Genomic DNA, 21,147 nt, shown 5'->3' on the forward strand with positions numbered 1-21,147 from the left:
AGGTTGTTCGGGATGTCGTCCAGGCCGACGATTGGTCCGGACCCGATGACCGATGCGAAATCACCCATAAGTGGCAGCCTCCGCCAGCAGAGCCCGCACCAAGCGCGAGCGATGCGCCCTTCTCACAACCGAGTGCTGACTGAATCTTAACAACTCAGGGTTGTTTTAATCTTTTGGCGTTACGTTGTTTTGGGTGGCGGGGGAGGCTCTCCGGCGGGGAAGCCGGGCGCGTTAAGCGGCAGCCCCAAGGTCCGAAAATGCCTGTTTGGCCGCCGCTCCCGCCGGTTTCGATGCGCTTTCGTGCAGGCGCGCCACATGGCGGTTGGCAAAGCCCCCCTCACCGCAGAGGCCTGTCGCCACGGGGCAGGGCCGGGAGATGGACATATGGCGCCCCGGCAAGCATGATGCACGCATAAGCTGCAGAGCGTGGCGGTCGCCGCCTGTCCCACCCGTCGTCCCCGGCCGTCGCCAGCGGACGGACCGGGGGCGGGTATGGCCGGGGCCGGCGGGCGGTGCCCGGGCCTGTGCGCGGCGCCATCCCGCATCGATCGGCCACCCCGACGCTTGCCCGCCCCGCCGCCCTCCGGCATCACGGTGGGACCATGACCCAGCCCTCCCGCCGCGCCGTCCTGGCGCTCGCCCCCCTGCTCTCCGTCGGCCCGCTCGCCGCCCCCGCGATCGCGCAGGGCGACTTCCCCAATCGCCCGCTCAAGATGATCATTCCCTTTCCGCCGGGCGGCGGCAGCGACATCCTCGGCCGGCTGCTCGCGCAGCGGATCGGCGAGGCGCTCGGCCAGCCCGTGGTGCCGGAGAACCGCTCCGGCGCCGGCGGCAACATCGGCACGGATGCGGTCGCGAAATCCCCGCCGGACGGCTACACGCTGGTCACCGTCTTCAACACCGTCGTGGTCAACCAATTCGTCTATGCGAAGCTGCCCTTCGACCTGAAGCGCGACCTGCTGCCGGTCGCCAAGGTCGCCCTCGCGCCCACGCTGATCTGCGGCGGGCCGAAGCTGCAGGCTTCGGGGCTGCGCGAGGTGGTGGAGATCTCCCGCCGCAGCCCCGGCCTGCTCAATCACGGCACCCCTGGGCTCGGCACCATCACCCATGTCAGCGCCGAGCTGATGGACGCGATGTCAGGCGGCAAGCTGACCCATGTGCACTACCGCGGCACCGGCCCGGCGGTGACCGCCTGCGTCAGCGGCGAGGTCGAACTGGTCTCGGCGCCGCTCTCGGCCGTCGATGAGCTGGTGAAGGCCGGCCGGCTGCGGGCGCTGGGCAATGTCGCCGGCCAGGACAGCCCGTTGATGCCGGGCGTGCCCACCGTCGCCGCCGCGGCCGGCCTGCCGGGCTATGCGGTGGACAATTGGGGCGCCATCCTCGCCCCGGCCGGCCTGGCCGAGCCGATCCGTGCCAGGCTCGAGGCCGCCGCCCGCCAGGCGGTGGACACGCCGGAGGGCCGCGCCGCGCTGGCCGCGCGCGGGATCGAGTCGAGCTTCGCCGACGGCGCCACCGTCGCCCGCATCATCGAGGAGGACGGCCGCCGCTGGGAGCCGGTGATCCGGAAGGCGGATATCCGTGTCGAATAGCCGCTGCGGGCGGGACGCCCGATGACCCGCTGCGTCCTGGTGGCACTGGACGGGCTGCGGCCCGACATGGCCACCCCGGCGCTGACTCCCAATCTCTGCGCCCTGGCGGCGCGCGGCACCCGCTTCGCCAATGCCCGCAGCGTCTTTCCGTCCGAGACGCGGGTGGCGACGCCGAGCCTGATCACCGGCTGCCGCCCGGGCGGGCACGGCATGGTGGCGAATACCTGCTTCGATGCCGCGGTCGCGCCCGACCGGCTGCTGCGCACCAAGCTGGTCGCCGACGTGCTCGCCATGGCGCGGGGCGCCGAGAGCCCGCTGCAGCGCCCCTCCCTCGCCGAGCGGCTGGCGCCGGCGGGGAAGCGCTTCGCCCTGGTCAGCGCCGGCACCCATGGCGCCGCCACCCTGCTGCACCCGGCGGCCGGGCGGCTCGGCAGCTTCCGCTGGAACGTCGAGGACGTGGAGGGCGAGACCGCCGCCGCGGTCCGCGCGGCCTTCGGCCCGACGCCGCCGGCCGGGGTGCCCAATGCCGCCCGGGTGGATTTCGCCGGCCGCATCCTGCTGGAACACGTCCTGCCGGTGCTGCGGCCCGATGTCGCCCTGCTCTGGCTGTCGGAGCCCGACATCGCCTTCCACTATCTCGGCCTCGGGCATGCCGCGACGCTGGCGGCGCTGCGGGCAGCGGATGCGGTGCTGGGACGGGTCGTCGCCTGGCGCGACGCGCAGCCGGATGCGGCGGAGATCGCCATCCTCGTGCTGTCCGACCACGGCCACGTCACCGGCCGCGGCAAGCGCTCCCTGGCGGTGGAGCTCTGCCGCGCCGGATTCCGCGCGGGGGAGGGGATGGGTCCCGATATCGACGTGGTGGTGGCGCCGGCCGCGGCCCCCGGGATGTGGCTGCGCGACAAGGGCCTGGCGCCGCAGATCGCCGACTTCCTCGCGGCGCAGGACTGGGCAGGCCCGCTGCTGGCGCGCGACCCCGCGATCCTGCCGGCCGGCCGCGCTTTCCCCCTGGCCCTGCTCGGCAGCGCGCATGCCCGCAGCGCCGACCTCGTCGCCACCTTCGCGGGCAGCGAGGCCGCGGACGGCTGGGGCCTGCCCGGCAACGCGGGCTTCGACACGGCGGACGTGCCCGAGGGCGGCGGCATGCATGGCGGGCTGCACCGGGCGGAGCTGGCGACGGTGCTGGTGATGCAGGGCGGCCCCTGCCGCGCCGGCGCGGTCGCGGCGGAAGCCGCCGACCTGACCGACATCGTCCCCACCGTCCTTCACATGCTGGGCGAGCCGACCGAGGGGATGGAGGGCCGCCCGCTCCGCGCCGCCTTCGACGCCGCGGCCGATGCGCCGCCGCTGCCCGAGGTGCTCGACCTGCCCGGCGGCTTCCTCTTGGAGGCGATGCGCGCCGCGCCGGGCGGCCGGCTCTACCCCACCGCGCTGCGCCGGGCGGGCTGATCAGCCCCGCGGCCAGCGCGCCAGGGTATTGGCGATGATCGATTCGAGCTGCGGGGCGATGCCGAATTGCGCCGCGTTGATGTCGAGCCGCACGCCGTCCTCGGGGCGCCGCTCCGCCGCGGCCATCCAGTCGCAGACCATCTCGACCAGGTCGAAGAGGTCCATCCCGGCGATGCCGCGGTTGCCGTAGTGCTCGGGGTGGTGGGAGTTCGCCGCATGGTGGTGGGCGATCGCCTCGGCCATCTCCGCCTCCACCGCGCGGAACCCGGCCGAGCCGTAGGGGACCCCGCGCAGCCGCGGCAGCAGCAGGTCGAAGGCGCTCTTCTCCGGCTCGACCAGGTTGCTGGCGTCATGTGCCGCGGCGCGGGCCAGCATGACGGACAGGAAGCTGCCGATATGGTCGCGCACCCGGTGGATATGCGCGAGCGTTTCGGCGCGGCTGTTGTAGCCATCGGGCGGGTCCTCAGGCATTGGCCGGCACCCAGGTGCCGTGAAAGCCGTGCGGCACGCGGCCGGGCAGGGCGACCGTGGCAACGGGGCCGGCGGCGATGTCCCGGCTGTCCAGCACCAGCACCTCGCTGCGTCCCTCGGCGGCACGCCAGGCAACGGTCAGCAGCCAGCCATCGCCTTCCGCCGCCGCGGCATGGCGCGGGACGAAGACCGCCTCGGACAGCGCATCGCCGGCCGGGACGCTGAAGTGGCGCCGGCCGCCGGTCGCCAGGTCGCACCAGGCGAGGGTGTCGAGGCCCTCGCCGCGCGACTGGCCCATATAGGCGCCGTGGCGGTTGGGCAGCCCGGCGCGGCGGTCGTCCATGCGGGGGAATTCGCCGGGCAGGTCGTCCAGCCGCTCGCGCCGGAAGGCATCGGTGCCCGCCGCCGGGTCCAGCACCCAGCGCGTCAGGTGGGCCCGGGTCGCCTCCCTCGGGCTCGGGCTGCCATCAGCGCGGGGGAAGAGCGGCGGGGCGGCGAATTCCATGACGTCCGCCAGCACGCGGCCCGCCGCGTCCTCCCAGGCGTTCAGCACGTGGAAGGCGTAGCAGGCCTCCGCCCGGAACCAGCGGAGCGAGGCGATCCCCTCCCGCCGCCGCAGCAGGCCGATATGACCGCCGAGCTCGGGCTCCCAGGCGAAGACCGGGGCGCCGCGCATGGCGCGCGGCAGGCTGCCGGTCAGCGGCATCAGCGGGAACAGCACGTGGTGCTCGGTCACCGCGAAGTCGTGCACCATGGCGCAGAACGGGACGGGGAAGCGCTCGTAGCGCGTCACCGCGCCGGCCGGGGAGAGCGTGCCCCAGGCCATCTCGGCGCTCAGCGGGCCGGCGGTGGAATAGCCGAAGAAGACCAGCTCCCCGGTCGCCGGATCGGCCTTCGGATGCGCGGTGAAGCGGCGCGGCTGGCCGCCGAGCTCCTCGACGCCCAGCGTATCGAGCGTGGCGGGGTCGAGCGCCCAGGGCAGGTGCGCCTCCTCCAGCGCCAGCAGCTTGCCGGCATGCCAGGCGAGGCTGGTATTGGCCACGCCGGTATCCGGGATGCCGAGTTCGCGCCCGCCGCTGAAGCCGGTCGCCAGGGCGCGGCCGGCGGCGCGCTCGGCCAGGAACTTGTCGGTGCGGATCCAGCGGTTGCGCCAGGCGGCCCGGCCATCCCCCAGGGTGAAGCCGTGCACCATGCCGTCGCCGAGGAACCAGTGGTGCCGCGCCGGATCGGGTGGGGCGAATTGCGGGTTCGGCCCGTTGCGGAACAGCGTGCCGCGCAGGCCGCGCGGGAGCTCGCCGCGGATGGGCAGGTCGGCGACGTCGTGCTCGGTGGCGATCGGGACGTAGTTGCCGCTGGCGAAGAAAGGCTGGGCGTCCTCCATGCGTGGCGCTCCGCAAACCGGGGTTCCTGCGCTACATCGGGCGCCCAGGCGAAAAGGCCAGCCGAGAAGGACCAGCCCGATGGACGACATCCTCCACGCCTTCGCCTCGGCCGGCGAGGGTTTTCCGCGCGCCGCCATGGAGCAGGCGCTGGCCCGCTGGGATGCCGAGGCGCCGCGGCTGCTCGCGGTGCTGGCCGATTATGCCGAGGGCCGCGACCGCGGCGAGGAGGCGACCGCGATCGCGCTCCATGCCATCTACCTGGCGGCGCAGGCGCGGGAGCGGCGGGCCTTCCCGCTGCTGCTCCGGCTGGCGCGCCACGAGGCCGCGCTGGACGCCGCCATCGGCGACGGGCTGACCGAGGATTTCCCCGGCATCCTGGCCGCCACCTTCGACGGCGACCTCGACGCGCTGCTGGCGCTGGCGCTCGACCCGGCGGCGGACGAGATGGTCCGCCATGCGGCGATCGAGGCGCTGACGCTGCTGTTCGCCACCCGCGTCCTGCCGATGGCGCGGGCCGAGCCGGTGCTGCGCGAGCTGCACGGCCGCCTGCTGCTGGCGGGCGAGGCGCCCGACTGGGTCTGGGTCGGCTGGCAGCAGGCGGTGTCGATGCTGGGGATCGCGGCGCTCCGGGCGGAGGCGATGGCACTGTTCCGCGCCGGGAGGATCGACCGCTCGATCATGTCCGCCAGGGATTTCGAAGCGGACCTGAAGGACGGCACGGAGCCGGGCGTCGATCGGCTGGAGCTGCTGGAGGAGCAGGGCGTCGCGCCGCTCGGCGACGTGGTGGCGATGTTCGCGGAGTGGCACCGCATCCGCGAGGCGGAGGCGGCGAAGCGGGCGGCGCGGCCGGCCCCGGCGCCGACCACGGCGGTGAACCCGCACCGCGATGTCGGCCGCAACGACCCGTGCCCCTGCGGCAGCGGGAAGAAATTCAAGAAGTGCTGCCTGGCGGCGTGAGGCAGGCAAGGTTGGGGCGGGCAAGAGGCATTCCCTCCCCAAGCCACACCCTTCCCTTTTGTGGGTCGGGTGCCGCTGCGCGGAGGGTGCCGACTCACAAACATCGATGAGGGGTTGGACGCATGCGTCCAACGGAGGAGATACCTTCTCCCGCGGCCTTACTCCGGCGCCCGCGCGCCCACCCGTTCGGTGATCATCCCGTACCACTGCGGCCGCCGGTGCGCCGCGAAGTTGAACATCTTCTCCTTGCCCTGGCGGCAGGCGTCGAAGTCCACATCGGCGACGATCACCTCGTCCCCCAGCGTCTTCGCCTGCGCCACCACCATCCCGTTCGGGTCGACGATGCAGGACCCGCCGATCAGCCCGGCGCCGTCCTCCACCCCCGCCTTCGCAACCGCGATTGCCCAGGTCGCATTCATGTAGGCGTTGGACTGCGCCGCGAGGGTCGAGTGGAAGGTGCGGACTTCGGCGCTCTCGCCCTCGCCGCCATTGGGGTCGTAGGCGGCCGAGTTGTAGCCGACCATCACCAGCTCCACACCCTGCAGGCCGAGCACCCGCCAGCCCTCCGGCCACCGGCGGTCGTTGCAGACCAGCATGCCGAGCACCGGCGCGCCCCATGCAGCCGGGCCGCGCTTCGCGGGGAAGCCCATGTCGCCATACTCGAAATACATCTTCTCGAGCTGCTGATAGCGTTGGCCGGGCTTCACCGCGTCCGAGCCGGGCAGGTGGATCTTGCGGTACTTGAACAGGATGGCGCCGTCCGGGCCGACGGTGACGGCGCTGTTGAAGCGCTGGCCCTCCGGCGTCAGCTCGGCATACCCGACGTAGAACCCGACCCCGAGCGCCTTCGCCCGGTCGAAGAGCGGCTGCACCGCCGGGTTGGGCATCGCCGTCTCGAAGCTGGCGAGAAGCTCCGGATCGTCCCGGTCCATCGGCCAGCGCGGGAAGAAGGTGGTGAAGGCGAGCTCCGGGAAGACCACCAGCTTCGCGCCGGCCGCGGCCGCCTGGTCCAGCAGCGCCAGCATCCGCGCCAGGATCGCGGCGCGGTCGTCGGCCCGCTGGTTGGGGCCCATCTGGGCCCCGGCGACGCGCAGGATGCGGGACATGCTCAGTCCTCCCCGAGATAGGTGTCGCGGTGCTGGCGGGGGACGAAGCGGCCGGTGCCGGGCTTCGCCAGGACGCTGGTGCCGTCCCAGATGCAGGCGCCGCGCAGCCAGGTGGCGGAGACGCGGGCCCGCATCGCGCGGCCATGGTAGGGCGACCACTTCGCATCCTCGCGGTCCTGGATCGAGGCCTCGTCGAAGCGGAAGTCGCCGCGTTCCAGCACCAGCAGATCGGCGTCGCTGCCGGTCCGGAGCGCGCCCTTCTTTGGATACAGCCCGTGGAAGCGCGCGGGGCGCTCGGCGCAGTAGCGGGCCATCAGGGTCGGCGGCAGGCCGCGCTCGGCCAGCAGGGTGTACATCAGCGGGGCGAAGCTCTGCAGCCCGGTGAGCCCGGCGCCGGGGGCGAAGATGTCGCCGGTGTAGACCTTCCGCTCGCGCGGCCAGGGCGCGTGGTCGGTCGAGACATAGGCGACCTTGCCGGCGACCAGCCGCTGCCAGACCCGCTCCACCTCCTCGGCGGTGCGGAAGGGCGGGTTGCACTTGCCGAAGCCTTCCAGCCGGACGAGGTCCTCCTCGGTCATGCAGAGGTACTGGATGCAGGCCTCGCCGGAGGTGCGGGCGCCCTCGGCCCGGAACATCGCCGCCAGGTCGAAGCCCCGCGCGATCGAGCTGTGCGCGATGTGCACGTGGCAGCCGGTCTCGACCGCCATCTCGAAGATCTCGAGGTCGGCCATGCTCTCGGCCAGCGGGGGGCGGGTGCGGGCGTGCATGATCGGGTCGGTGCGGCCGGCCGCCTTCGCCTCCTCGGTCAGGCGGATGACCAGCTCCTGGTCCTCGTTGTGGATGGCGCACATCAGGCCGGTGCGGGCGATCTCGCGGAAGGCGGCGAGCATGGTCGGGTGGTCGATGCGCGGGAAGCGCACCGCGTCATACTCGTAGGTGGAGAGCTTGAAGGAGCAGACGCCTGCCTCGGCCAGTCCGGCGATGGCCCCGACGCCGCCCGCCTTGGTGATGGTACCGTAGAGTGCCATGTCGACATGGCTGGTCGCCTCCACCACCGCGACCTTCTCGCGCAGGATCCCGGCATCGGTGACCGGGCGCGGCACGTCGTAGGGCATGTCGACGCAGGTGGTGACGCCGCCGGCGGCGGCCGACATCGACGCGCCCTCGATCCCCGGCCAGCCGGTGCTGCTGGACGTGTGCATGTGCCCGTCGACCAGCCCGGGCAGCACCAGCATCCCCGTATGGTCGGCGGTGGCGGCGGCCGGCGGCGGCGTGCCTTGGCCGAGGCCGGCGATGACCTCGCCGCGGATCGCCACCCAGCCGCCCGAGAGTACGCCGTCGGGCAGCACCAGGTCGCCGAGGATGACGCGGTCGAAGGGGGCTGACGGCATTGGCGGACTCCGGCGGGATTGTCGCCGCGGACCCTAGCAGCGCGGCGACCTCCCCGGAATGCGGGGTGCGCCAGCGCAGGCATCTCCCGCGGGCGTGATCGCGGCGGCGCGCCGCGCTCCCTACTGTGTCGCCGCCCGCCGGGAGGCACCGCATGCTCCGCCGCACGCTGCTCGCCGCGCCGTTGCTCGCCACTTCCGCCGCCGCGCAGCCGGCCTGGCCGGCGCGGCCGATCCGGATCGTCAATCCCTGCCCGGCGGGATCGCCGGACGCCATGGTGCGCTTCCTCGCCGAACGGCTCACCGCCGCGCTTGGCCAGCCGGTGCTGGTGGAAGGCCGCTCGGGCGCCGGCGGCACCATCGGCGCCGGGCTTGTCGCGCACGCGCCGCCCGACGGCTACCTGCTCGGCATCGGCAATCTCGGTCCGCATGCCATGGCGCCGGCCACCTATCCCGGACTGCGCCACGACCCGCTGCGCGACGTCACCCATCTCGCGCTGCTCGGCGAGCTGCCGCTGAGCCTCGCGGTCAGCGCCGCCGGGCCCCATGCCGACCTCGCCGGCTTCATCGCCGCAGGGCGCGCGGCACCGGGGCAACTTCGCGCCGGGACGGTCGGCAAGGGCACCCTCGGTGACCTCGTCCCCGACCTGCTGCGCCGCGAGACCGGTGCCGAATTCGCCGCCATCCCGTTCCGCGGCGGTGCCCCGGCGATCATCGGGACCCTCGGCGGCCGCATCGAGGCGACGCTGGCCAGCCTCGGCGAAACCGGTGGCCAGGAGCGCCTGCGCCTGCTGGCGCCGGCAAGCGCGGCGCGGGTGCCGCGATTCCCCGATGCGCCGACCTTCCGCGAGGCCGGCCTCGACCTGGTCGCGGAAGTCTGGTTCGGGCTCTGCGGCCCGGCCGGCCTGCCGGCGCCGGTGGTGGCACGGCTGGAGCGCGAGGTCGCCGCGAACATCCGCTCCGAGCCCTATGGCCGCTTCCTCGCCGGCCTCGGCGCCGGACCCCACCGGCCGCTCGATGCAGCGGCCTGGACGCGTTTCGTCGCGGCCGAGGGCGTCCGCCGGGGCGACGCGGCGCGCGCCGCCGACCTTCGCGCGGAGTGACCGTCATGGACCAGCCCGATCCCGCCACCGCCCTGCTCCGCCTCGCCACGGGGCACGAGGCGGCGCAGGCCGTCATCGTCGCCGCGCGTCTCGGCCTGGCCGACCTGCTGGCCGAGGGGCCGCGCGACGCCGCCGGCCTCGCCGCCGCCGCCGGCGCGCATGCGCCCTCGCTGCACCGGCTGCTGCGGGCGCTCGCGGCGCTCGACGTGGTGCGGGAGGAACCGGACGGGCGCTTCGCGCTCGGCCCGCTCGGCGGCCCGTTGCGGGACGGCGTCGCGGGCTCGCTGCGGCCGCTGGTGGAGCTGTTCGGGCACGAGGAGTTCTGGCGAAGCTGGGGCGACCTGGAACACTCGGTCCGCACCGGGGAGACGGCGGTGCGGCACCTCTGGGGCGCCGAGACCAGCTTCGACCGCTATGCCGCGGAACCGGCGCTCGGCCATGTCTTCAATGCCGGGATGACGGCGCTGTCCGGCCGCACGATCGCCGCGGTGCTGGGCGCCTGGCGCTTCCCGGCGACCGGCCTCGTGGTCGATGTCGGCGGCGGGGAGGGGGCGCTGCTCGCCGCGGTGCTGCGGGCCAATCCCGGCCTGCGCGGCGTGGTCTTCGACCTGCCTCCGGTGGCCGAGGCCGCCGCCGCTGCGCTGGCAGGGCAGGGCGGTGCCGGGCAGGGTCTCGGCACGCGGGCCGAGGCGGTGGGCGGCGACATGTTCGCCGCGGTGCCGCCCGGCGGCGACCTCTACATGTTGAAGAGCGTGCTGCACGACTGGGCCGACGGCCCGGCGGGCGCGGTCCTGCGGGCAGTGCGCGCGGCGATGGCGCCCGCGGCGCGGCTGCTGGTGATCGAGCGGCTGATGCCCGACCGCATGGGCCCCGAGGCGCGGATGGTGGCGCTGGCCGACCTGCGCATGCTGCTGCGCACCGGCGGGCGGGAGCGGACCCGGGCGGAGTTCCGCGCGCTGTTCGAGGCTGCCGGCCTGCGCTGGCTGCGCACGGTGCCGACGGCGACGGGCTATGCCATCCTGGAATGCGAGGCGGCCTGACGCGGGAGCGCGGCGCCCCGACCCGCCGCGCCGCCGAGGCTTCGCGCCACCGGCTCATCCCGCTGCGGCGGGCAGGCCGGCGCTGTGCGGGAAGACCCGCTTCGCCACCGCGACGGCCAGCTTCGCCGCTTCCGACTCCCGCTCGGCATTCCAGACCAGCGCGACGCCGACGGAAGCGACCGGCCCGGCCAGCTCGCGGAAGCCGACGCCGGGCGGCCGCAGCACCGCCATGCCGGAGCTGACCAGCGCGACGCCGAGTCCGGCGGCGACGAAGGCGAGCTGCGCCATGGCGGAGGAGACCTCGCGCACCGCCACCGGCTCGAACCCCGCCTCGCGGCAGGCGCTGACCTGCGCGTCGAAATAGGCCGGGCTGATGCTGCGCGGCAGCAGCATCAGCGGCTCCCGCGCCAGGGCCGAAAGCGGCAGCGGCGGCACCGGTTGCCCGGGCCGGCCGAGCAGTGCATGCCCCTCAGGCAAGGCCACCACCAGCGCGTCGAGCCCGAGCCGCAGCACGCGCAGCGGCGGCCGGTCGCGGTCGAGCCGGGCGAGCGCGAAATCCACCTCGCCGCGGCGCAGCGCCTCGACCGCATCGGCGGTGTCCATCTCCTGCACCGCCATCGCCGCGTCGGGCTGGGCGTCCCGCAGGGCGCGCACGAGGGGGGGCAGGAAGTCGAAGAGCGCGGAGGTGACGCAGGCCAGCGCCATCGGCATCTGCCGCCCCGTGCGCAGCTCGCGCGCCAGCGCCTCGACCTGCTTGGCATCCTCGGCCAGGCGGCGGATCACCGGCAGCAGCGCCTCGCCCTCCCGCGTCGGGCGGGCGCCCTTGCGGGTGCGCTCCAGCAGCTTGACGCCGAGCTCGGCCTCGAGCGCCTGGATCTGCGCCGAGAGCGGCGGCTGCGAGAGGCCGAGGCGGGCGGCGGCGCGGCCGAAATGGCCTTCCTCCGCGACGGCGAGGAAATGCGCCATGCGGCGGAGGATGCGGAAGTCCATCGGCGGTGGCGGTCCTGTCGGGCCCATGCTGGCCGTGTCGCGGGCTTGCGCGATTGCGGCGATACGGAAACCCTATCGGACTACGCCATCATTCGGAATGGACGTATAGCGCCGGCGGCAGGACAAAGCCGCCATTCGAACTGCCCATCGGCCCGAACCAGGGGGACCCACAGCCGCCATGCAGATGCATCCCGTCAAGCTCCATCCGTCCAAGGCGCTGCTGAAGCGCGAGGACCAGCTGGCCTGGAAGATGGCCGGCGTCGCCGCCGACAAGGTCGCCGTCGAACGCGACGTGCAGGCGATGATCATCAACCGGATCATCGACAACGCCTCGGTCGCCATCGCCTCGGTCAACCGCCGCCCGGTCGTCTCGGCCCGCGCCATGGCGCTCGGCCATCCGCGCAAGGGCGGCGCCACCATCTTCGGCATGCCGGGCGCGAAGGGCTTCTCGCCGGAATGGGCGGCCTGGGCGAACGGCACCGCGGTGCGCGAGCTCGACTTCCACGACACCTTCCTGGCGGCCGACTACTCCCACCCCGGCGACAACATCCCGCCGATCCTGGCGGTCGCCCAGACCATGGAGAAGTCCGGCAAGGAGCTGATCCGCGGCCTCGCCACCGGCTACGAACTGCAGATCGACCTGGTGCGGGCCATCTGCCTGCACGAGCACCGGATCGACCACATCGCCCATCTCTGCCCCTCGGCCGCCGCCGGCATCGGCACGCTGCTCGGCCTGAAGCAGGAGGTGATCTACCAGGCGATCCAGCAGGCGCTGCACGTCTCGGTCAGCACCCGGCAGTCCCGCAAGGGCGAGATCAGCACCTGGAAGGCCTTCGCCCCGGCGCATGCCGGCAAGCTGGCGATCGAGGCGGCCGACCGCGCCATGCGCGGCGAGGGTGCGCCGAGCCCGATCTACGAGGGCGAGGACAGCGTCATCGGCTGGATCCTCTCGGGCCGCACCGAGGCCGACAAGAAGGGCCGCGCCGCGGCCTACGAGCCGGTCTACTACACCGTGCCGTTGCCCGGCCCGGGCGAGGCCAAGCGCGCCATCATGGACAGCTATACGAAGGAACACTCGGCCGAGTACCAGTCCCAGGCGCTGATCGACCTGGCCTTCCGGATGCGCGAGCAGGTGAAGGACTTCGACGACATCGAGCGGATCGTCATCCATACCTCCCACCACACGCACTACGTGATCGGGACCGGCGCCAACGACCCGCAGAAGATGGACCCGAAGGCCAGCCGCGAGACGCTGGACCATTCTATCATGTACATCTTCGCCGTCGCCCTGCAGGACGGCCGCTGGCACCACGTGGACAGCTACGCGCCGAAGCGGGCGCAGCGGGCCGACACGGTGCGGCTCTGGCACAAGATCGAGACCACCGAGGACCCCGAATGGACCCGCAAGTACCACTCGCGGGACCCCGAGGAGCTGTCCTTCGGCGGCCGGGTCGAGATCTTCATGAAGGACGGCTCGAAGCTGGTTGATGAGCTCGGCGTCGCCAATGCCCATCCGAACGGTGCCCGCCCCTTCGGCCGGGAGCAGTACATCCAGAAGTTCCGGACCTTGACCGAGGGCATCATCTCCACCCGGGAGTCCAACCGCTTCCTCGAGGTGGTTCAGGACCTGGCGAAGCTGCAGGCGGGCGAGCTGCACCTGCTGAACGTGGCGCTGCCGGCGGGCACGCTGCTCGAGGGCAAGCCGGGCATCTTCTAGCCCGGCATGCGACGGCCGGACCGCCACGCGACGGTCCGGCCCTTGGGGAGGGCAGGATGAACCAGCCGGGCGGGAGCGCCGGACCGATGGTCACGCTGCGGCCGGGACAGGCGGCGGATGCCGCCGCCCTGGCCCGCGTCTTCCTGGCCGCCCGCGGCTCGGCGCAGCCGCGCTTCGCCGAGCCGCACGGCGAGGCGGCGGTGGCGGCCTGGCTGGAGGGCGTGCTGCTCGCCCGGCATCGGGTCACGGTCGCCGCGGCCGGCGGCATGGCGATCGGCTATCTCGGGCTCGATGCCGCGGCCGCGGAGATCCTGCATCTGTACGTCTCGCCCCCCTGGCAGCGGCAGGGGGTCGGGGCGAGCCTGCTGCGGCAGGCACGGGCGGCCATGCCGTCCGGCCTCGGCCTGATCGTCTTCGAGTCCAATCACGCTGCCCGCGCCTTCTACGAGAGGCACGGCTTCCGTGCCGGGGCGTTCCGTCCCGGCACGGCCAATGAGGAAGGGATGCCGGACGTCCGCTACGTCTGGTCCCCCACCATGCCCAAGCTGACCTGAGGAGCGCAGACCATGAGCGAGAACCCGGAAAAACCCACCATCTACAAGGGCCTGGTCGGCGTCTATGCCGACGTCTCCAGCGTCTCCAAGGTGATGCCGGAGACCAACAGCCTGACCTATGGCGGCTATGCCGTGCAGGACTTGGCGGAGACATGTTCCTTCGAGGAGGTCGCCTACCTGCTGTGGCACGGCGAGCTGCCGAACGCCGCGCAGCTCGAGGCCTTCAAGGCCGAGACCTCCTCCCAGCGCGAGATCAGCCCGGCGCTGCAGCGCGTCATCCGGGAGTTCCCGCACGACGCCCATCCGATGGACGCGATCCGCACGGCGGTCTCCTTCATGGGGCTCGAGGATCCGGAGGCGGGCGACGTCTCCGACGCGGCGCAGCGGCGGAAGGCGATGCGGCTCTTCGCCAAGATCCCGACCGCGATCGCCGCGGCCTACCGCGCCGCCAAGGGCCAGGAGGTGGCGGCGCCCGACCCGAAGCACAGCTTCGCCGAGAACGTCTTCCACCTGATCCAGGGCCGGGTGCCGCAGCCTGAGGTGCTGAAGGCCTTCGATGTCTCGATGATCCTCTACGCCGAGCACACCTTCAACGCGTCCACCTACACCGCGCGGCTGGTGACCTCCTCGGGCGCCGACCTGCACGGGGCGATCACCGCCGGCATCGCCTCGCTGAAGGGACCGCTTCACGGCGGCGCGAACGAGGCGGTGATGCACATGCTGAAGGAGATCGGCGACCCGAAGATCGCACGGGAGTGGCTGCAGAGCCGCTTCGACCACAAGGCGCTGGTCATGGGCTTCGGCCACCGGGTCTACAAGTCGGGCGACAGCCGCGTGCCGACGATGCGGAAATACGCCGAGAAGATGGCCGAGGTGGTGCAGGACCGCACCTGGATGGAGATCTCCCGCATCCTGGCGGACGAGATGCTGACCAAGAAGAACATTCACCCGAACCTCGATTTCCCGGCCGGCCCCGCCTACTACCTGATGGGCTTCGAGATCCCGCTCTTCACCCCGCTCTTCGTCGCGTCCCGCATCACCGGCTGGGCGGCGCATGTCTTCGAGCAGGGCGCCGACAACCGGCTGATCCGGCCGCTGTCCTGGTACACCGGGCCGGAGCAGCGCCCCGTGCCGCCGATGGCCGCACGTTGAGCGGAGGCCCGTCGCCGATGGCGACGCGTTAAGGCTTCGTCGATTCCGCCGCCGCGCCGCGGTGCGGCGGCAGGAGATGCGGGACGGCCGCCGGAGCGATCCGGCGGCCGTTGCCGTCTTCGGCGCGGCATGTCGCGGCGGCATGCGCTGTGCGTCAGCGCTGCTGTGCACAGGCTTCGTCGGCATGCGCCGCGCGCTTCGGATGCACCGCTTCGCCCGCATCGGCATGCGCCGCGCATCGCACGGCAGCGTGCGCGCGCGAAAAATCATCGCGCGAATTGCGTTTTCGTTTGACATGCCGGTTGTGGGTGCAGATAGCGTGCGATTGCGCATGACGTCGTACGCGATTCGCGCGAATCGGAATTGCCCGATCGCATCGACAGAATGCCGCAGCAGGGAAGGACGGTCCATGGACCGCAGGCAGGACGGGATGGCGGCGCGCTGCGTCGGACAGCCCCGCCGTCGCAGGGCAGCGGCTTGAAGCCCGGCGAAGGAGACGCGGCAAGCAGGGAAGCGATGCGGCACGATGCCGCCGATCGCCCGTTGCCGCTTTCTGCCCGCACCACCTGGACAGCGACCAAGTCGGCGCCACGCGCTACGGGATCCGCGCGCCGCCGCCATCGCACGACCGATCCTGCTCTCGCCCGGGCCCGCCGCCACATGGCGGTCAGGCCCACCACGGAACGCGCAAGGAGATCCTGACCGTGACAGATACCCCCGAGACCCCCGCCACTGCCCAGGCGATGGCGATGTCGACCACCCGCCGCACCGCGAAGAAGCCCGCCACCGCGCGCGGCCGCGTCGCCGCGAAGAAGCCGGCGGCGCGCAAGCCCGCGGTGAAGAAGGCCGCGCCGAAGAAGGCCGTGGCCAGGAAGCCGGCCGCGAAGAAGGCCGCGCCGAAGAAGGTCGCCGCCCGCAAGCCTGCCGCGAAGAAGGCCGCGCCGAAGAAGGCCGTGGCCAGGAAGCCGGCCGCGAAGACGGCTGCGCCGAAGAAGGCCGTTGCCCGGAAGGCCGCGCCGAAGAAGGCCGTCGCCAGGAAGGCCACGACCGCGAAGAAGGCTGTCGCCAAGAAGCCGGTCGCCCGCAAGGCCGCGACCACGCGCAAGCCGGCCGCCAAGGCTGCCGCGCCGCGAAAGGCTGCCGCGCCGCGGAAGGCCGCCGCACCGCGCAAGGCCGCCGCGCCGAAGCGTGCCGCCGCCGCCAAGGCGACGACCCCGTCGCGCTCGGAAGCCGCGAAGAAGGCCGCTGCCACCCGCGCCGCGAAGAAGGCTGCTGCCGCCACCGCTGCCGCCACGCCGATGCCGGAAGCGATGGGCGACGAGACCTCCTCGACCTGAATGCGCTGCTGATCCCGGCGTGAGGGCGTCGTCCCGCGAGGGACGGCGCCCTTGTCGCAACCGCGCTCCGGTGGCTTGCGCCCGGACACGAGCGCGGCGCTGCCGTTCACACCATCCCGCGACCTGCTGCTCGGCTCAGCCAGGCGCGCCGCCCGCCAGCCAGCGCGCGCCGCGGGCGTAAAGCGCCTCGACCTCCGGCCCCTTGAGGCCGGGCATGTCGGTCTTCACCGCGTAGCCGATCTGCGTCTGCAGGTAGGCCAAGTGCCGGTAGCCTTCCGGGAAGCGCGCCAGCAGGGCGGGGTCGAGCGCGAGCCGCGCCGCCGGGTCGACCGGGTCCATGCGGTCCTTCTCGTAGATCGGCTGGCGCAGCACGACGCCCCAGCGCGCCCGGCCGTGCGGCGCCGCAGGCCCGGAGCGCGGACCAGCCGCGCCGTCATCCCCGTCGCGCTTCTCCAGGAAGTCGTAGAAGCGGCCGGTGCAGACAACGTCCACCATCACGCCATGTACCGCGGCGCGCTGGCTGATGGTCATCTTGGTCTGGGCGATGGCGCGCCGGCCGGCCAGCTCGGCGCTGTGGCCGCCGAGGAAGTGCAGGATGGAGACGCCTTTCTCCCAGCCGGCGACGCTGGCGGCGATGAAGTCGCGCCAGGGCGCCTGGCACCAGGTGGCGCACATATAGCCGTCCTCGTGCCAGCAGGTGGCAAAGCGGTCCCAGTCGCCGGCATCGCGCGAGACCGCCCAGTTCTCCACCAGCGCGCGGATGGCGAGGCGGTCGTGCAATTCCGCATCCGTGGCGCCGTTCATCTCCCTTCGGCCTTCCAGCCGCCGAGGAAGGCGAATTCCTCGATCGGGCGGCGCTGCCGCGGCGCGGTCTCGCGCTGCGCCAGCACCTCGGGCAGGGCCTCGGGCGGGCCCACCTCGCCGATGGCGATGGCGGCGACGGGGTCGAAGCCTTCGGGGATGGCGAAGGCGCTGCGCGCCGCGGCGGCGTCGAAGCCCGCCATCTGGTGCGCCTGCAGTCCCATCGCGGCCGCCTGCAGCGCCATCTGCGCCATGGCCGCGCCGGTATCGTGCCAGGCATGGCGGATCGGGTTGCCGTTCGCCGGGTTGTGGCTGCGGGCGACCGAGAGCATCAGCACGCCGGCATTGCGCGCCCAGGTCTGGTTGTTCGGCGAGAGCACGCCGACGAGCTTTTCGAAGGCCCCAGGCTCGGCGTCGCGGCGGGCGACGATCAGGTGCCATGGCTGCAGGTTGTTGCTGCTGGCGGCCCAGCGGGCGGCTTCCAGCAGGCTCTCGAGTGCGCCGGGGGGCAGGGGGGCGGCGGTGAAGCTGCGCGGGCTCCAGCGGCGCGCCAGCAGCGGGTCGATCGGATGGGCGGCAGGGGCGTCGCGGTCCGGCATGCTCATTCGGATGGTCTCCTCCGGCGCCGCAGCGCCTTTTCCACGGGGAACGGTGAATGGGGGCATGGGGGGAGAGAGCGGTGTCCACTCTCCCCCGCGTCTCACACCCCGAAGGCCTTCAGGAAGAAGTCCCGCGTCCCGAAATTCCCCGACTTCAGCGCGAGGTGCAGCGGCGTTCCCCCCTTGGCGGGCTCGGCATAGGTCCAGGGCACGCCCGGATCGATCTCCGGCCCGATGCGCAGCGCCGTGACGCCGAGCCGCGAGACCACCGCGCCCGAGGTCTCGCCGCCCGCCACCACCAGCCGCCGCACGCCGCGCGCGACCAGGCCCTCGGCGATGCTCGCCACCGCGTGTTCGACCAGCGCGCCGGCGGCGTCGCGGCCGAGCTTCGCCTGCAGCGCCGCCACCTTCTCCGGCGGGGCGGAGGCGGCGATCACCACGGGGTGGTCGCCGAGCTTGCCCTCGACCCAGCCCAGCGCCTGCCGCGCCAGCGCCGCGGCATCCGGCGTCGCCAGCACGTCGAGCTCGAGCGTATGCGCGTGGTCCCGCGCATAGCCGATCTGCCCGAGCGTGGCGCGCGAGCAGGAGCCCGCCACGACGGCGGCATGGCCCTGCATCGGCGGCAGCGCCGCGGCGGCCTCGCCGCGGTCAGGCAGCAGGCCCTTGGCGCGGAAGTTGGCCGGCAGGCCCATGGCGATGCCGCTGCCGCCGGTGATCAGCGCGTGGTCGGCCGCGGCCTCGCCGATCGCCACCAGCTGCGCGTCGGTGACGGCGTCGACGATGGCATAGCGCCAGCCGCTCTCCTTCAGGCCGGTCATGGTGTGGCGGATCACCGTCGCTCCCTGCTCGACCACCGAGTAGGGGACCAGCTTCACCGTCCCCGTGGTCTGCCGCCCGAGCACGCGCACCAGGTTGGCGTCCCGCATCGGCGTCAGCGGGTGGTTCTCCATCCCGCTCTCGTTGAGCAGCTTGTCGCCGACGAAGAGGTGGCCCTGGTAGACGGTGCGGCCATTGGTCGGGAAGGCCGGGTTGGCCAGCGCGAAGCCGCAGTCGAGCCGCCTCACCAGCGCATCGGCGACAGGGCCGATATTGCCTTCGTCCGTGCTGTCGAAGGTCGAGCAGTACTTGAAGAAGATCTGCCGGCTGCCTGCGGCCAGCAGCGCCTCGCAGGCGGCGAGGCTCTCGGCCACCGCCTCGGCCACCGGGGCGGTGCGCGACTTCAGCGCGACGATGACGACGTCCGCCTCCGGCAGCGGGCCGGTCGGGACGCCGATGACCTGCACCGCGGTCATGCCGCCCTTGACCAGGGTATTGGCCAGGTCGGTGGCGCCGGTGAAGTCGTCGGCGATGCAGCCGAGCAGGGGCATGGTCGTCTCTCCCGGAGGGGCGATGGATGTGGCCTCGGCCGCTTCTAGCGCGGATCGCCCGGTGACCTGAACGGTTGGTGCGTGGCTCCGTTGCGCGTCGCGCGCATGGGGAGGGGCCTGCCGCAGGTGCGGCCCGGCGACCGCATCCCACGCCAGGGCCGGACGCCGCGCGGTGTCGCCCTCGCGCCATCTGCGGCGGTTGGACAGCGTCGTCGCGCCTGCCGTCCTGCCAAAGGCCACGCCGATGGCGGCGGGCGCCCTGGCGCGTCGGCGCGGCGCCGCCCGGGCGTGAGGCGGCAAGGTCGCCGGGCCTCCGGCTCCGCATCCGTGCCCGTCTGGTGCTGCCCCGGGCTTCGCCGCGCGACGCACGTCGCGCATCGGAAAGCCGCGCGGCACTGCAGCGGTGGTCAGTGGCCTCCGGACAGGACCAGCGTCTTGAAGGGAAGTAGCAGCGCCTGGATGCGCAGCAGGATCGCATGCACGAGCCCGACGGCATCGATCCCGTGCAGCATGAGGTACCGCCCCGTGCTCACCTTCGGATCGTCCAGCGCCTCGTGGTTGGAGGTATAGGCATTGGCGATGCAGCTGCTGCCGGGCAGCACGCCTGCGAGTCCCCCTTCGTAGACCGGCTCGAGCGAGACCAGGACCGTGCCCGGCCGGCCGACTTGCTGCAGGTCGATCAGCTGGTCGGTGCTGCGGACCTGCCCCGTCGCGATGAAGCCCTGCACTTCCGTCACGACCAGCGGGATCACGGTCCAGGGCTGCGACACGCAGGTCGCCTCCGCCGGCATGCCGGCGCGCAGGACCTTCGCCTCGATTTGGCCGAAGCCCGCGACGAGCATGGGGCGCTGGAGTCCCCCGCGGTCCGGGATCAGCACGCCGGCGGGACGCAGCATGGGGTTCACGACGTCGCCGACCTGAAGCAGGAACTGTTCGATCCGGCCGGACACGCCGGCACGGACCACGGTCTTGGCAAGCTCGGCCTCCGCCTCGGCCAGGACGGCCTCGACGCTTGCCCTTTGCGCGGGCAGCTGCTCGTCCCGCCGTGCCTCGACCGCCTGGCGGGCGGCCTGGGCGGCCTGGACGCCGGCCTGGCGGGTCTGCACGAGCACGCCCAGGCGCTCGATCTCGCGCCGCGAGACCACGTTCGAGGCGCCGCGGTTCAGCTCGACCTTGGTGTCGTACTCGTCGCGCGCCTGCTGCAAGGCCCCCTGCGCTTCCAGGATGCGCGCCTGGGACTCAGCGAGATCGGCCCGCGCCAGCGCCGCGGCGGCGTCCACCTCTGCGACGGCGCGCCGCGCCGTCTCGAGCGCCGTGCGCTGCGTCGTGTCCACCAGGCGGAACAGCGGCTGGCCGGCCTCCACGTGGTCGGTGCCGCGCACGAAGACCTCCGCCACGCGTCCGCCCGCATCCGGCAGGACCGGCACGCTGCGGAAGACCGCCGTGGCGTAGGTCGTCGCGGGGTGGAAGTAGAAGATCGCGGTGATCAGGCTGACGGTGAGCAGCACGCAGGAGACGATGCCCCAGCGCAGCTCGAACCACACCGAATACAGGGTGATCTCCCGGCCGATCCGTTTCCCCTGGACGTGGCGGCGGTACAGGTAGTCGGGCAGGATCGTGAAGACGGCGCAGATGATCAGCTCGAGCATGGTCAGACCTCGCGCCGCGCAGGGGCGGCCTGGTGTGCGGCGGACGGTGCATGCGGCGCAGCCTCATCGGGCGGCGGCATGGCCCGGGCGGCGTCGTGCGGCACCGGCCGGTCGTCTGCCGCGTCGCCAGCGCCCGGCGGCAATCCGGCGATCCGTTCCGCCGAACCCGCGATGCGGCGCATCGGCCCGGTGACGTCGGGCAGGTCGACGAGCGCGAGGAGCAGGCCCGCCACCCAGAAGATGTGCATGTGCGTGAACAGCGCCAGCAGACCGAGCACGGCCACGACCTCGAACTGCAGCTTCTTGCCGCGATGGGCCATCCGCTCGGGCAACGTGTGCAGCCGGAGGAACAGCAGGCCGAAGGCCAGCACGCCGATGAGCAGGAGGATCCCCGTGCCGGCCATCACCGGGTCGGATCCGTCAGGACCCGGCAGGTAGAAGGGGAGGTGGTGCGGCGCGGCCGGGTGGGTCGGGGCGTTCACGGCGATGTCCTTGC

At 72.9% G+C, this 21,147-nt stretch carries 20 protein-coding genes; 10 read left to right on the top strand and 10 right to left on the bottom strand.

The window, feature by feature from the left end:
• The first annotated feature begins 602 nt into the window (after window positions 1-602).
• Together E2C06_RS08155 and E2C06_RS08160 are read left to right on the top strand one after the other, a co-directional pair.
• Window positions 603-1,589 (top strand): Bug family tripartite tricarboxylate transporter substrate binding protein, encoded by a 987-nt coding sequence (locus E2C06_RS08155; RefSeq protein WP_133288111.1) that lies wholly within the window; start codon window positions 603-605, stop codon window positions 1,587-1,589.
• A gap of 21 nt (window positions 1,590-1,610) precedes the next feature.
• Window positions 1,611-3,038 (top strand): alkaline phosphatase family protein, encoded by a 1,428-nt coding sequence (locus E2C06_RS08160; RefSeq protein WP_133288112.1) that lies wholly within the window; start codon window positions 1,611-1,613, stop codon window positions 3,036-3,038.
• Here the strand turns inward: E2C06_RS08160 and E2C06_RS08165 are convergent, their stop codons facing one another.
• Both E2C06_RS08165 and E2C06_RS08170 read right to left on the bottom strand, forming a co-directional pair.
• Complete coding sequence (locus E2C06_RS08165; protein ID WP_206664473.1) at window positions 3,039-3,509, bottom strand: DUF5662 family protein; 471 nt, start codon at window positions 3,507-3,509, stop codon at window positions 3,039-3,041.
• Entirely contained in the window at window positions 3,502-4,890 is a 1,389-nt protein-coding gene (locus tag E2C06_RS08170; RefSeq protein WP_133288113.1) for a carotenoid oxygenase family protein, read from the bottom strand. The genes E2C06_RS08165 and E2C06_RS08170 overlap by 8 nt, the downstream gene beginning before the upstream one ends.
• Window positions 4,891-4,969: 79 nt before the next feature.
• On the opposite strand from E2C06_RS08170, the gene E2C06_RS37445 reads away from it, so the two are divergent.
• Window positions 4,970-5,848 (top strand): DUF1186 domain-containing protein, encoded by an 879-nt coding sequence (locus E2C06_RS37445; protein WP_165982274.1) that lies wholly within the window; start codon window positions 4,970-4,972, stop codon window positions 5,846-5,848.
• Window positions 5,849-6,006: 158 nt separating this feature from the next.
• Here the strand turns inward: E2C06_RS37445 and E2C06_RS08180 are convergent, their stop codons facing one another.
• Both E2C06_RS08180 and E2C06_RS08185 read right to left on the bottom strand, forming a co-directional pair.
• Window positions 6,007-6,954, bottom strand: a complete 948-nt coding sequence (locus tag E2C06_RS08180; protein ID WP_133288114.1) for a nitrilase-related carbon-nitrogen hydrolase — start codon at window positions 6,952-6,954, stop codon at window positions 6,007-6,009.
• A 2-nt stretch (window positions 6,955-6,956) separates the two neighbouring features.
• A complete protein-coding gene (locus tag E2C06_RS08185) occupies window positions 6,957-8,345 on the bottom strand; it encodes a dihydroorotase (protein ID WP_133288115.1) in 1,389 nt (462 codons plus the stop codon).
• A gap of 152 nt (window positions 8,346-8,497) precedes the next feature.
• Here E2C06_RS08185 and E2C06_RS08190 point away from each other — a divergent pair, with 152 nt between their 5' ends.
• Together E2C06_RS08190 and E2C06_RS08195 are read left to right on the top strand one after the other, a co-directional pair.
• Window positions 8,498-9,445, top strand: a complete 948-nt coding sequence (locus E2C06_RS08190) for a Bug family tripartite tricarboxylate transporter substrate binding protein (RefSeq protein WP_133288116.1) — start codon at window positions 8,498-8,500, stop codon at window positions 9,443-9,445.
• A 5-nt stretch (window positions 9,446-9,450) separates the two neighbouring features.
• Window positions 9,451-10,485, top strand: coding sequence for a methyltransferase (locus E2C06_RS08195; protein ID WP_133288117.1), 1,035 nt, complete (start codon window positions 9,451-9,453; stop codon window positions 10,483-10,485).
• 54 nt (window positions 10,486-10,539) lie between these two features.
• Here the strand turns inward: E2C06_RS08195 and E2C06_RS08200 are convergent, their stop codons facing one another.
• Window positions 10,540-11,475 carry a LysR family transcriptional regulator gene (locus tag E2C06_RS08200; RefSeq protein ID WP_165982275.1) on the bottom strand — a complete coding sequence of 312 codons (936 nt, stop codon included), beginning with the start codon at window positions 11,473-11,475 and terminating at the stop codon, window positions 10,540-10,542.
• A 178-nt stretch (window positions 11,476-11,653) separates the two neighbouring features.
• Between E2C06_RS08200 and E2C06_RS08205 the strand changes: the two genes are divergently transcribed.
• The 5 genes from E2C06_RS08205 to E2C06_RS08225 all read left to right on the top strand — a co-directional run bounded on the left by E2C06_RS08205 (window position 11,654) and on the right by E2C06_RS08225 (window position 16,235).
• Window positions 11,654-13,192 carry an MmgE/PrpD family protein gene (locus E2C06_RS08205; protein ID WP_133288119.1) on the top strand — a complete coding sequence of 513 codons (1,539 nt, stop codon included), beginning with the start codon at window positions 11,654-11,656 and terminating at the stop codon, window positions 13,190-13,192.
• Between the two features lie 56 nt (window positions 13,193-13,248).
• A complete protein-coding gene (locus E2C06_RS08210; RefSeq protein WP_133288120.1) occupies window positions 13,249-13,746 on the top strand; it encodes a GNAT family N-acetyltransferase in 498 nt (165 codons plus the stop codon).
• Window positions 13,747-13,758: 12 nt separating this feature from the next.
• On the top strand, window positions 13,759-14,898 hold the full coding sequence (locus tag E2C06_RS08215) for a bifunctional 2-methylcitrate synthase/citrate synthase (RefSeq protein WP_133288121.1): 1,140 nt from the start codon (window positions 13,759-13,761) through the stop codon (window positions 14,896-14,898).
• 76 nt (window positions 14,899-14,974) lie between these two features.
• Window positions 14,975-15,379, top strand: a complete 405-nt coding sequence (locus E2C06_RS08220; RefSeq protein ID WP_133288122.1) for a hypothetical protein — start codon at window positions 14,975-14,977, stop codon at window positions 15,377-15,379.
• A 268-nt stretch (window positions 15,380-15,647) separates the two neighbouring features.
• Complete coding sequence (locus E2C06_RS08225; RefSeq protein ID WP_133288123.1) at window positions 15,648-16,235, top strand: histone H1-like repetitive region-containing protein; 588 nt, start codon at window positions 15,648-15,650, stop codon at window positions 16,233-16,235.
• A gap of 135 nt (window positions 16,236-16,370) precedes the next feature.
• On the opposite strand, the gene E2C06_RS08230 is transcribed toward E2C06_RS08225, so the two are convergent.
• From E2C06_RS08230 to E2C06_RS08250, 5 genes are all read right to left on the bottom strand, one after another.
• Window positions 16,371-17,039, bottom strand: a complete 669-nt coding sequence (locus tag E2C06_RS08230) for a nuclear transport factor 2 family protein (RefSeq protein ID WP_133288124.1) — start codon at window positions 17,037-17,039, stop codon at window positions 16,371-16,373.
• A complete protein-coding gene (locus E2C06_RS08235) occupies window positions 17,036-17,641 on the bottom strand; it encodes a nitroreductase family protein (protein ID WP_206664474.1) in 606 nt (201 codons plus the stop codon). The genes E2C06_RS08230 and E2C06_RS08235 overlap by 4 nt, the downstream gene beginning before the upstream one ends.
• 95 nt (window positions 17,642-17,736) lie before the next feature.
• Window positions 17,737-19,002, bottom strand: a complete 1,266-nt coding sequence (otnK, locus tag E2C06_RS08240) for a 3-oxo-tetronate kinase (RefSeq protein ID WP_133288125.1) — start codon at window positions 19,000-19,002, stop codon at window positions 17,737-17,739.
• Between the two features lie 407 nt (window positions 19,003-19,409).
• A complete protein-coding gene (locus E2C06_RS40215) occupies window positions 19,410-20,651 on the bottom strand; it encodes an HlyD family secretion protein (RefSeq protein ID WP_133288126.1) in 1,242 nt (413 codons plus the stop codon).
• Window positions 20,652-20,653: 2 nt separating this feature from the next.
• Window positions 20,654-21,133: a hypothetical protein gene (locus tag E2C06_RS08250; RefSeq protein ID WP_133288127.1), complete on the bottom strand. Its 480-nt coding sequence runs from the start codon at window positions 21,131-21,133 to the stop codon at window positions 20,654-20,656.
• Window positions 21,134-21,147 lie beyond the last annotated feature (14 nt).

The organism is Dankookia rubra (assembly GCF_004355005.1).
In the GTDB taxonomy this organism is placed as follows: Bacteria; Pseudomonadota; Alphaproteobacteria; order Acetobacterales; family Acetobacteraceae; genus Paracraurococcus; species Paracraurococcus ruber_A.

Bases quoted from the DNA above. Each gene is read 5' to 3' on its own strand.
- E2C06_RS08155 (WP_133288111.1), top strand. From the start codon at position 603: ATGACCCAGCCCTCCCGCCGCGCCGTCCTGGCGCTCGCCCCCCTGCTC.
- E2C06_RS08160 (WP_133288112.1), top strand. From the start codon at position 1,611: ATGACCCGCTGCGTCCTGGTGGCACTGGACGGGCTGCGGCCCGACATG.
- E2C06_RS08165 (WP_206664473.1), bottom strand. From the start codon at position 3,509: ATGCCTGAGGACCCGCCCGATGGCTACAACAGCCGCGCCGAAACGCTC.
- E2C06_RS08170 (WP_133288113.1), bottom strand. From the start codon at position 4,890: ATGGAGGACGCCCAGCCTTTCTTCGCCAGCGGCAACTACGTCCCGATC.
- E2C06_RS37445 (WP_165982274.1), top strand. From the start codon at position 4,970: ATGGACGACATCCTCCACGCCTTCGCCTCGGCCGGCGAGGGTTTTCCG.
- E2C06_RS08180 (WP_133288114.1), bottom strand. From the start codon at position 6,954: ATGTCCCGCATCCTGCGCGTCGCCGGGGCCCAGATGGGCCCCAACCAG.
- E2C06_RS08185 (WP_133288115.1), bottom strand. From the start codon at position 8,345: ATGCCGTCAGCCCCCTTCGACCGCGTCATCCTCGGCGACCTGGTGCTG.
- E2C06_RS08190 (WP_133288116.1), top strand. From the start codon at position 8,498: ATGCTCCGCCGCACGCTGCTCGCCGCGCCGTTGCTCGCCACTTCCGCC.
- E2C06_RS08195 (WP_133288117.1), top strand. From the start codon at position 9,451: ATGGACCAGCCCGATCCCGCCACCGCCCTGCTCCGCCTCGCCACGGGG.
- E2C06_RS08200 (WP_165982275.1), bottom strand. From the start codon at position 11,475: ATGGACTTCCGCATCCTCCGCCGCATGGCGCATTTCCTCGCCGTCGCG.
- E2C06_RS08205 (WP_133288119.1), top strand. From the start codon at position 11,654: ATGCAGATGCATCCCGTCAAGCTCCATCCGTCCAAGGCGCTGCTGAAG.
- E2C06_RS08210 (WP_133288120.1), top strand. From the start codon at position 13,249: ATGAACCAGCCGGGCGGGAGCGCCGGACCGATGGTCACGCTGCGGCCG.
- E2C06_RS08215 (WP_133288121.1), top strand. From the start codon at position 13,759: ATGAGCGAGAACCCGGAAAAACCCACCATCTACAAGGGCCTGGTCGGC.
- E2C06_RS08220 (WP_133288122.1), top strand. From the start codon at position 14,975: ATGCGGGACGGCCGCCGGAGCGATCCGGCGGCCGTTGCCGTCTTCGGC.
- E2C06_RS08225 (WP_133288123.1), top strand. From the start codon at position 15,648: ATGTCGACCACCCGCCGCACCGCGAAGAAGCCCGCCACCGCGCGCGGC.
- E2C06_RS08230 (WP_133288124.1), bottom strand. From the start codon at position 17,039: ATGAACGGCGCCACGGATGCGGAATTGCACGACCGCCTCGCCATCCGC.
- E2C06_RS08235 (WP_206664474.1), bottom strand. From the start codon at position 17,641: ATGAGCATGCCGGACCGCGACGCCCCTGCCGCCCATCCGATCGACCCG.
- otnK (WP_133288125.1), bottom strand. From the start codon at position 19,002: ATGCCCCTGCTCGGCTGCATCGCCGACGACTTCACCGGCGCCACCGAC.
- E2C06_RS40215 (WP_133288126.1), bottom strand. From the start codon at position 20,651: ATGCTCGAGCTGATCATCTGCGCCGTCTTCACGATCCTGCCCGACTAC.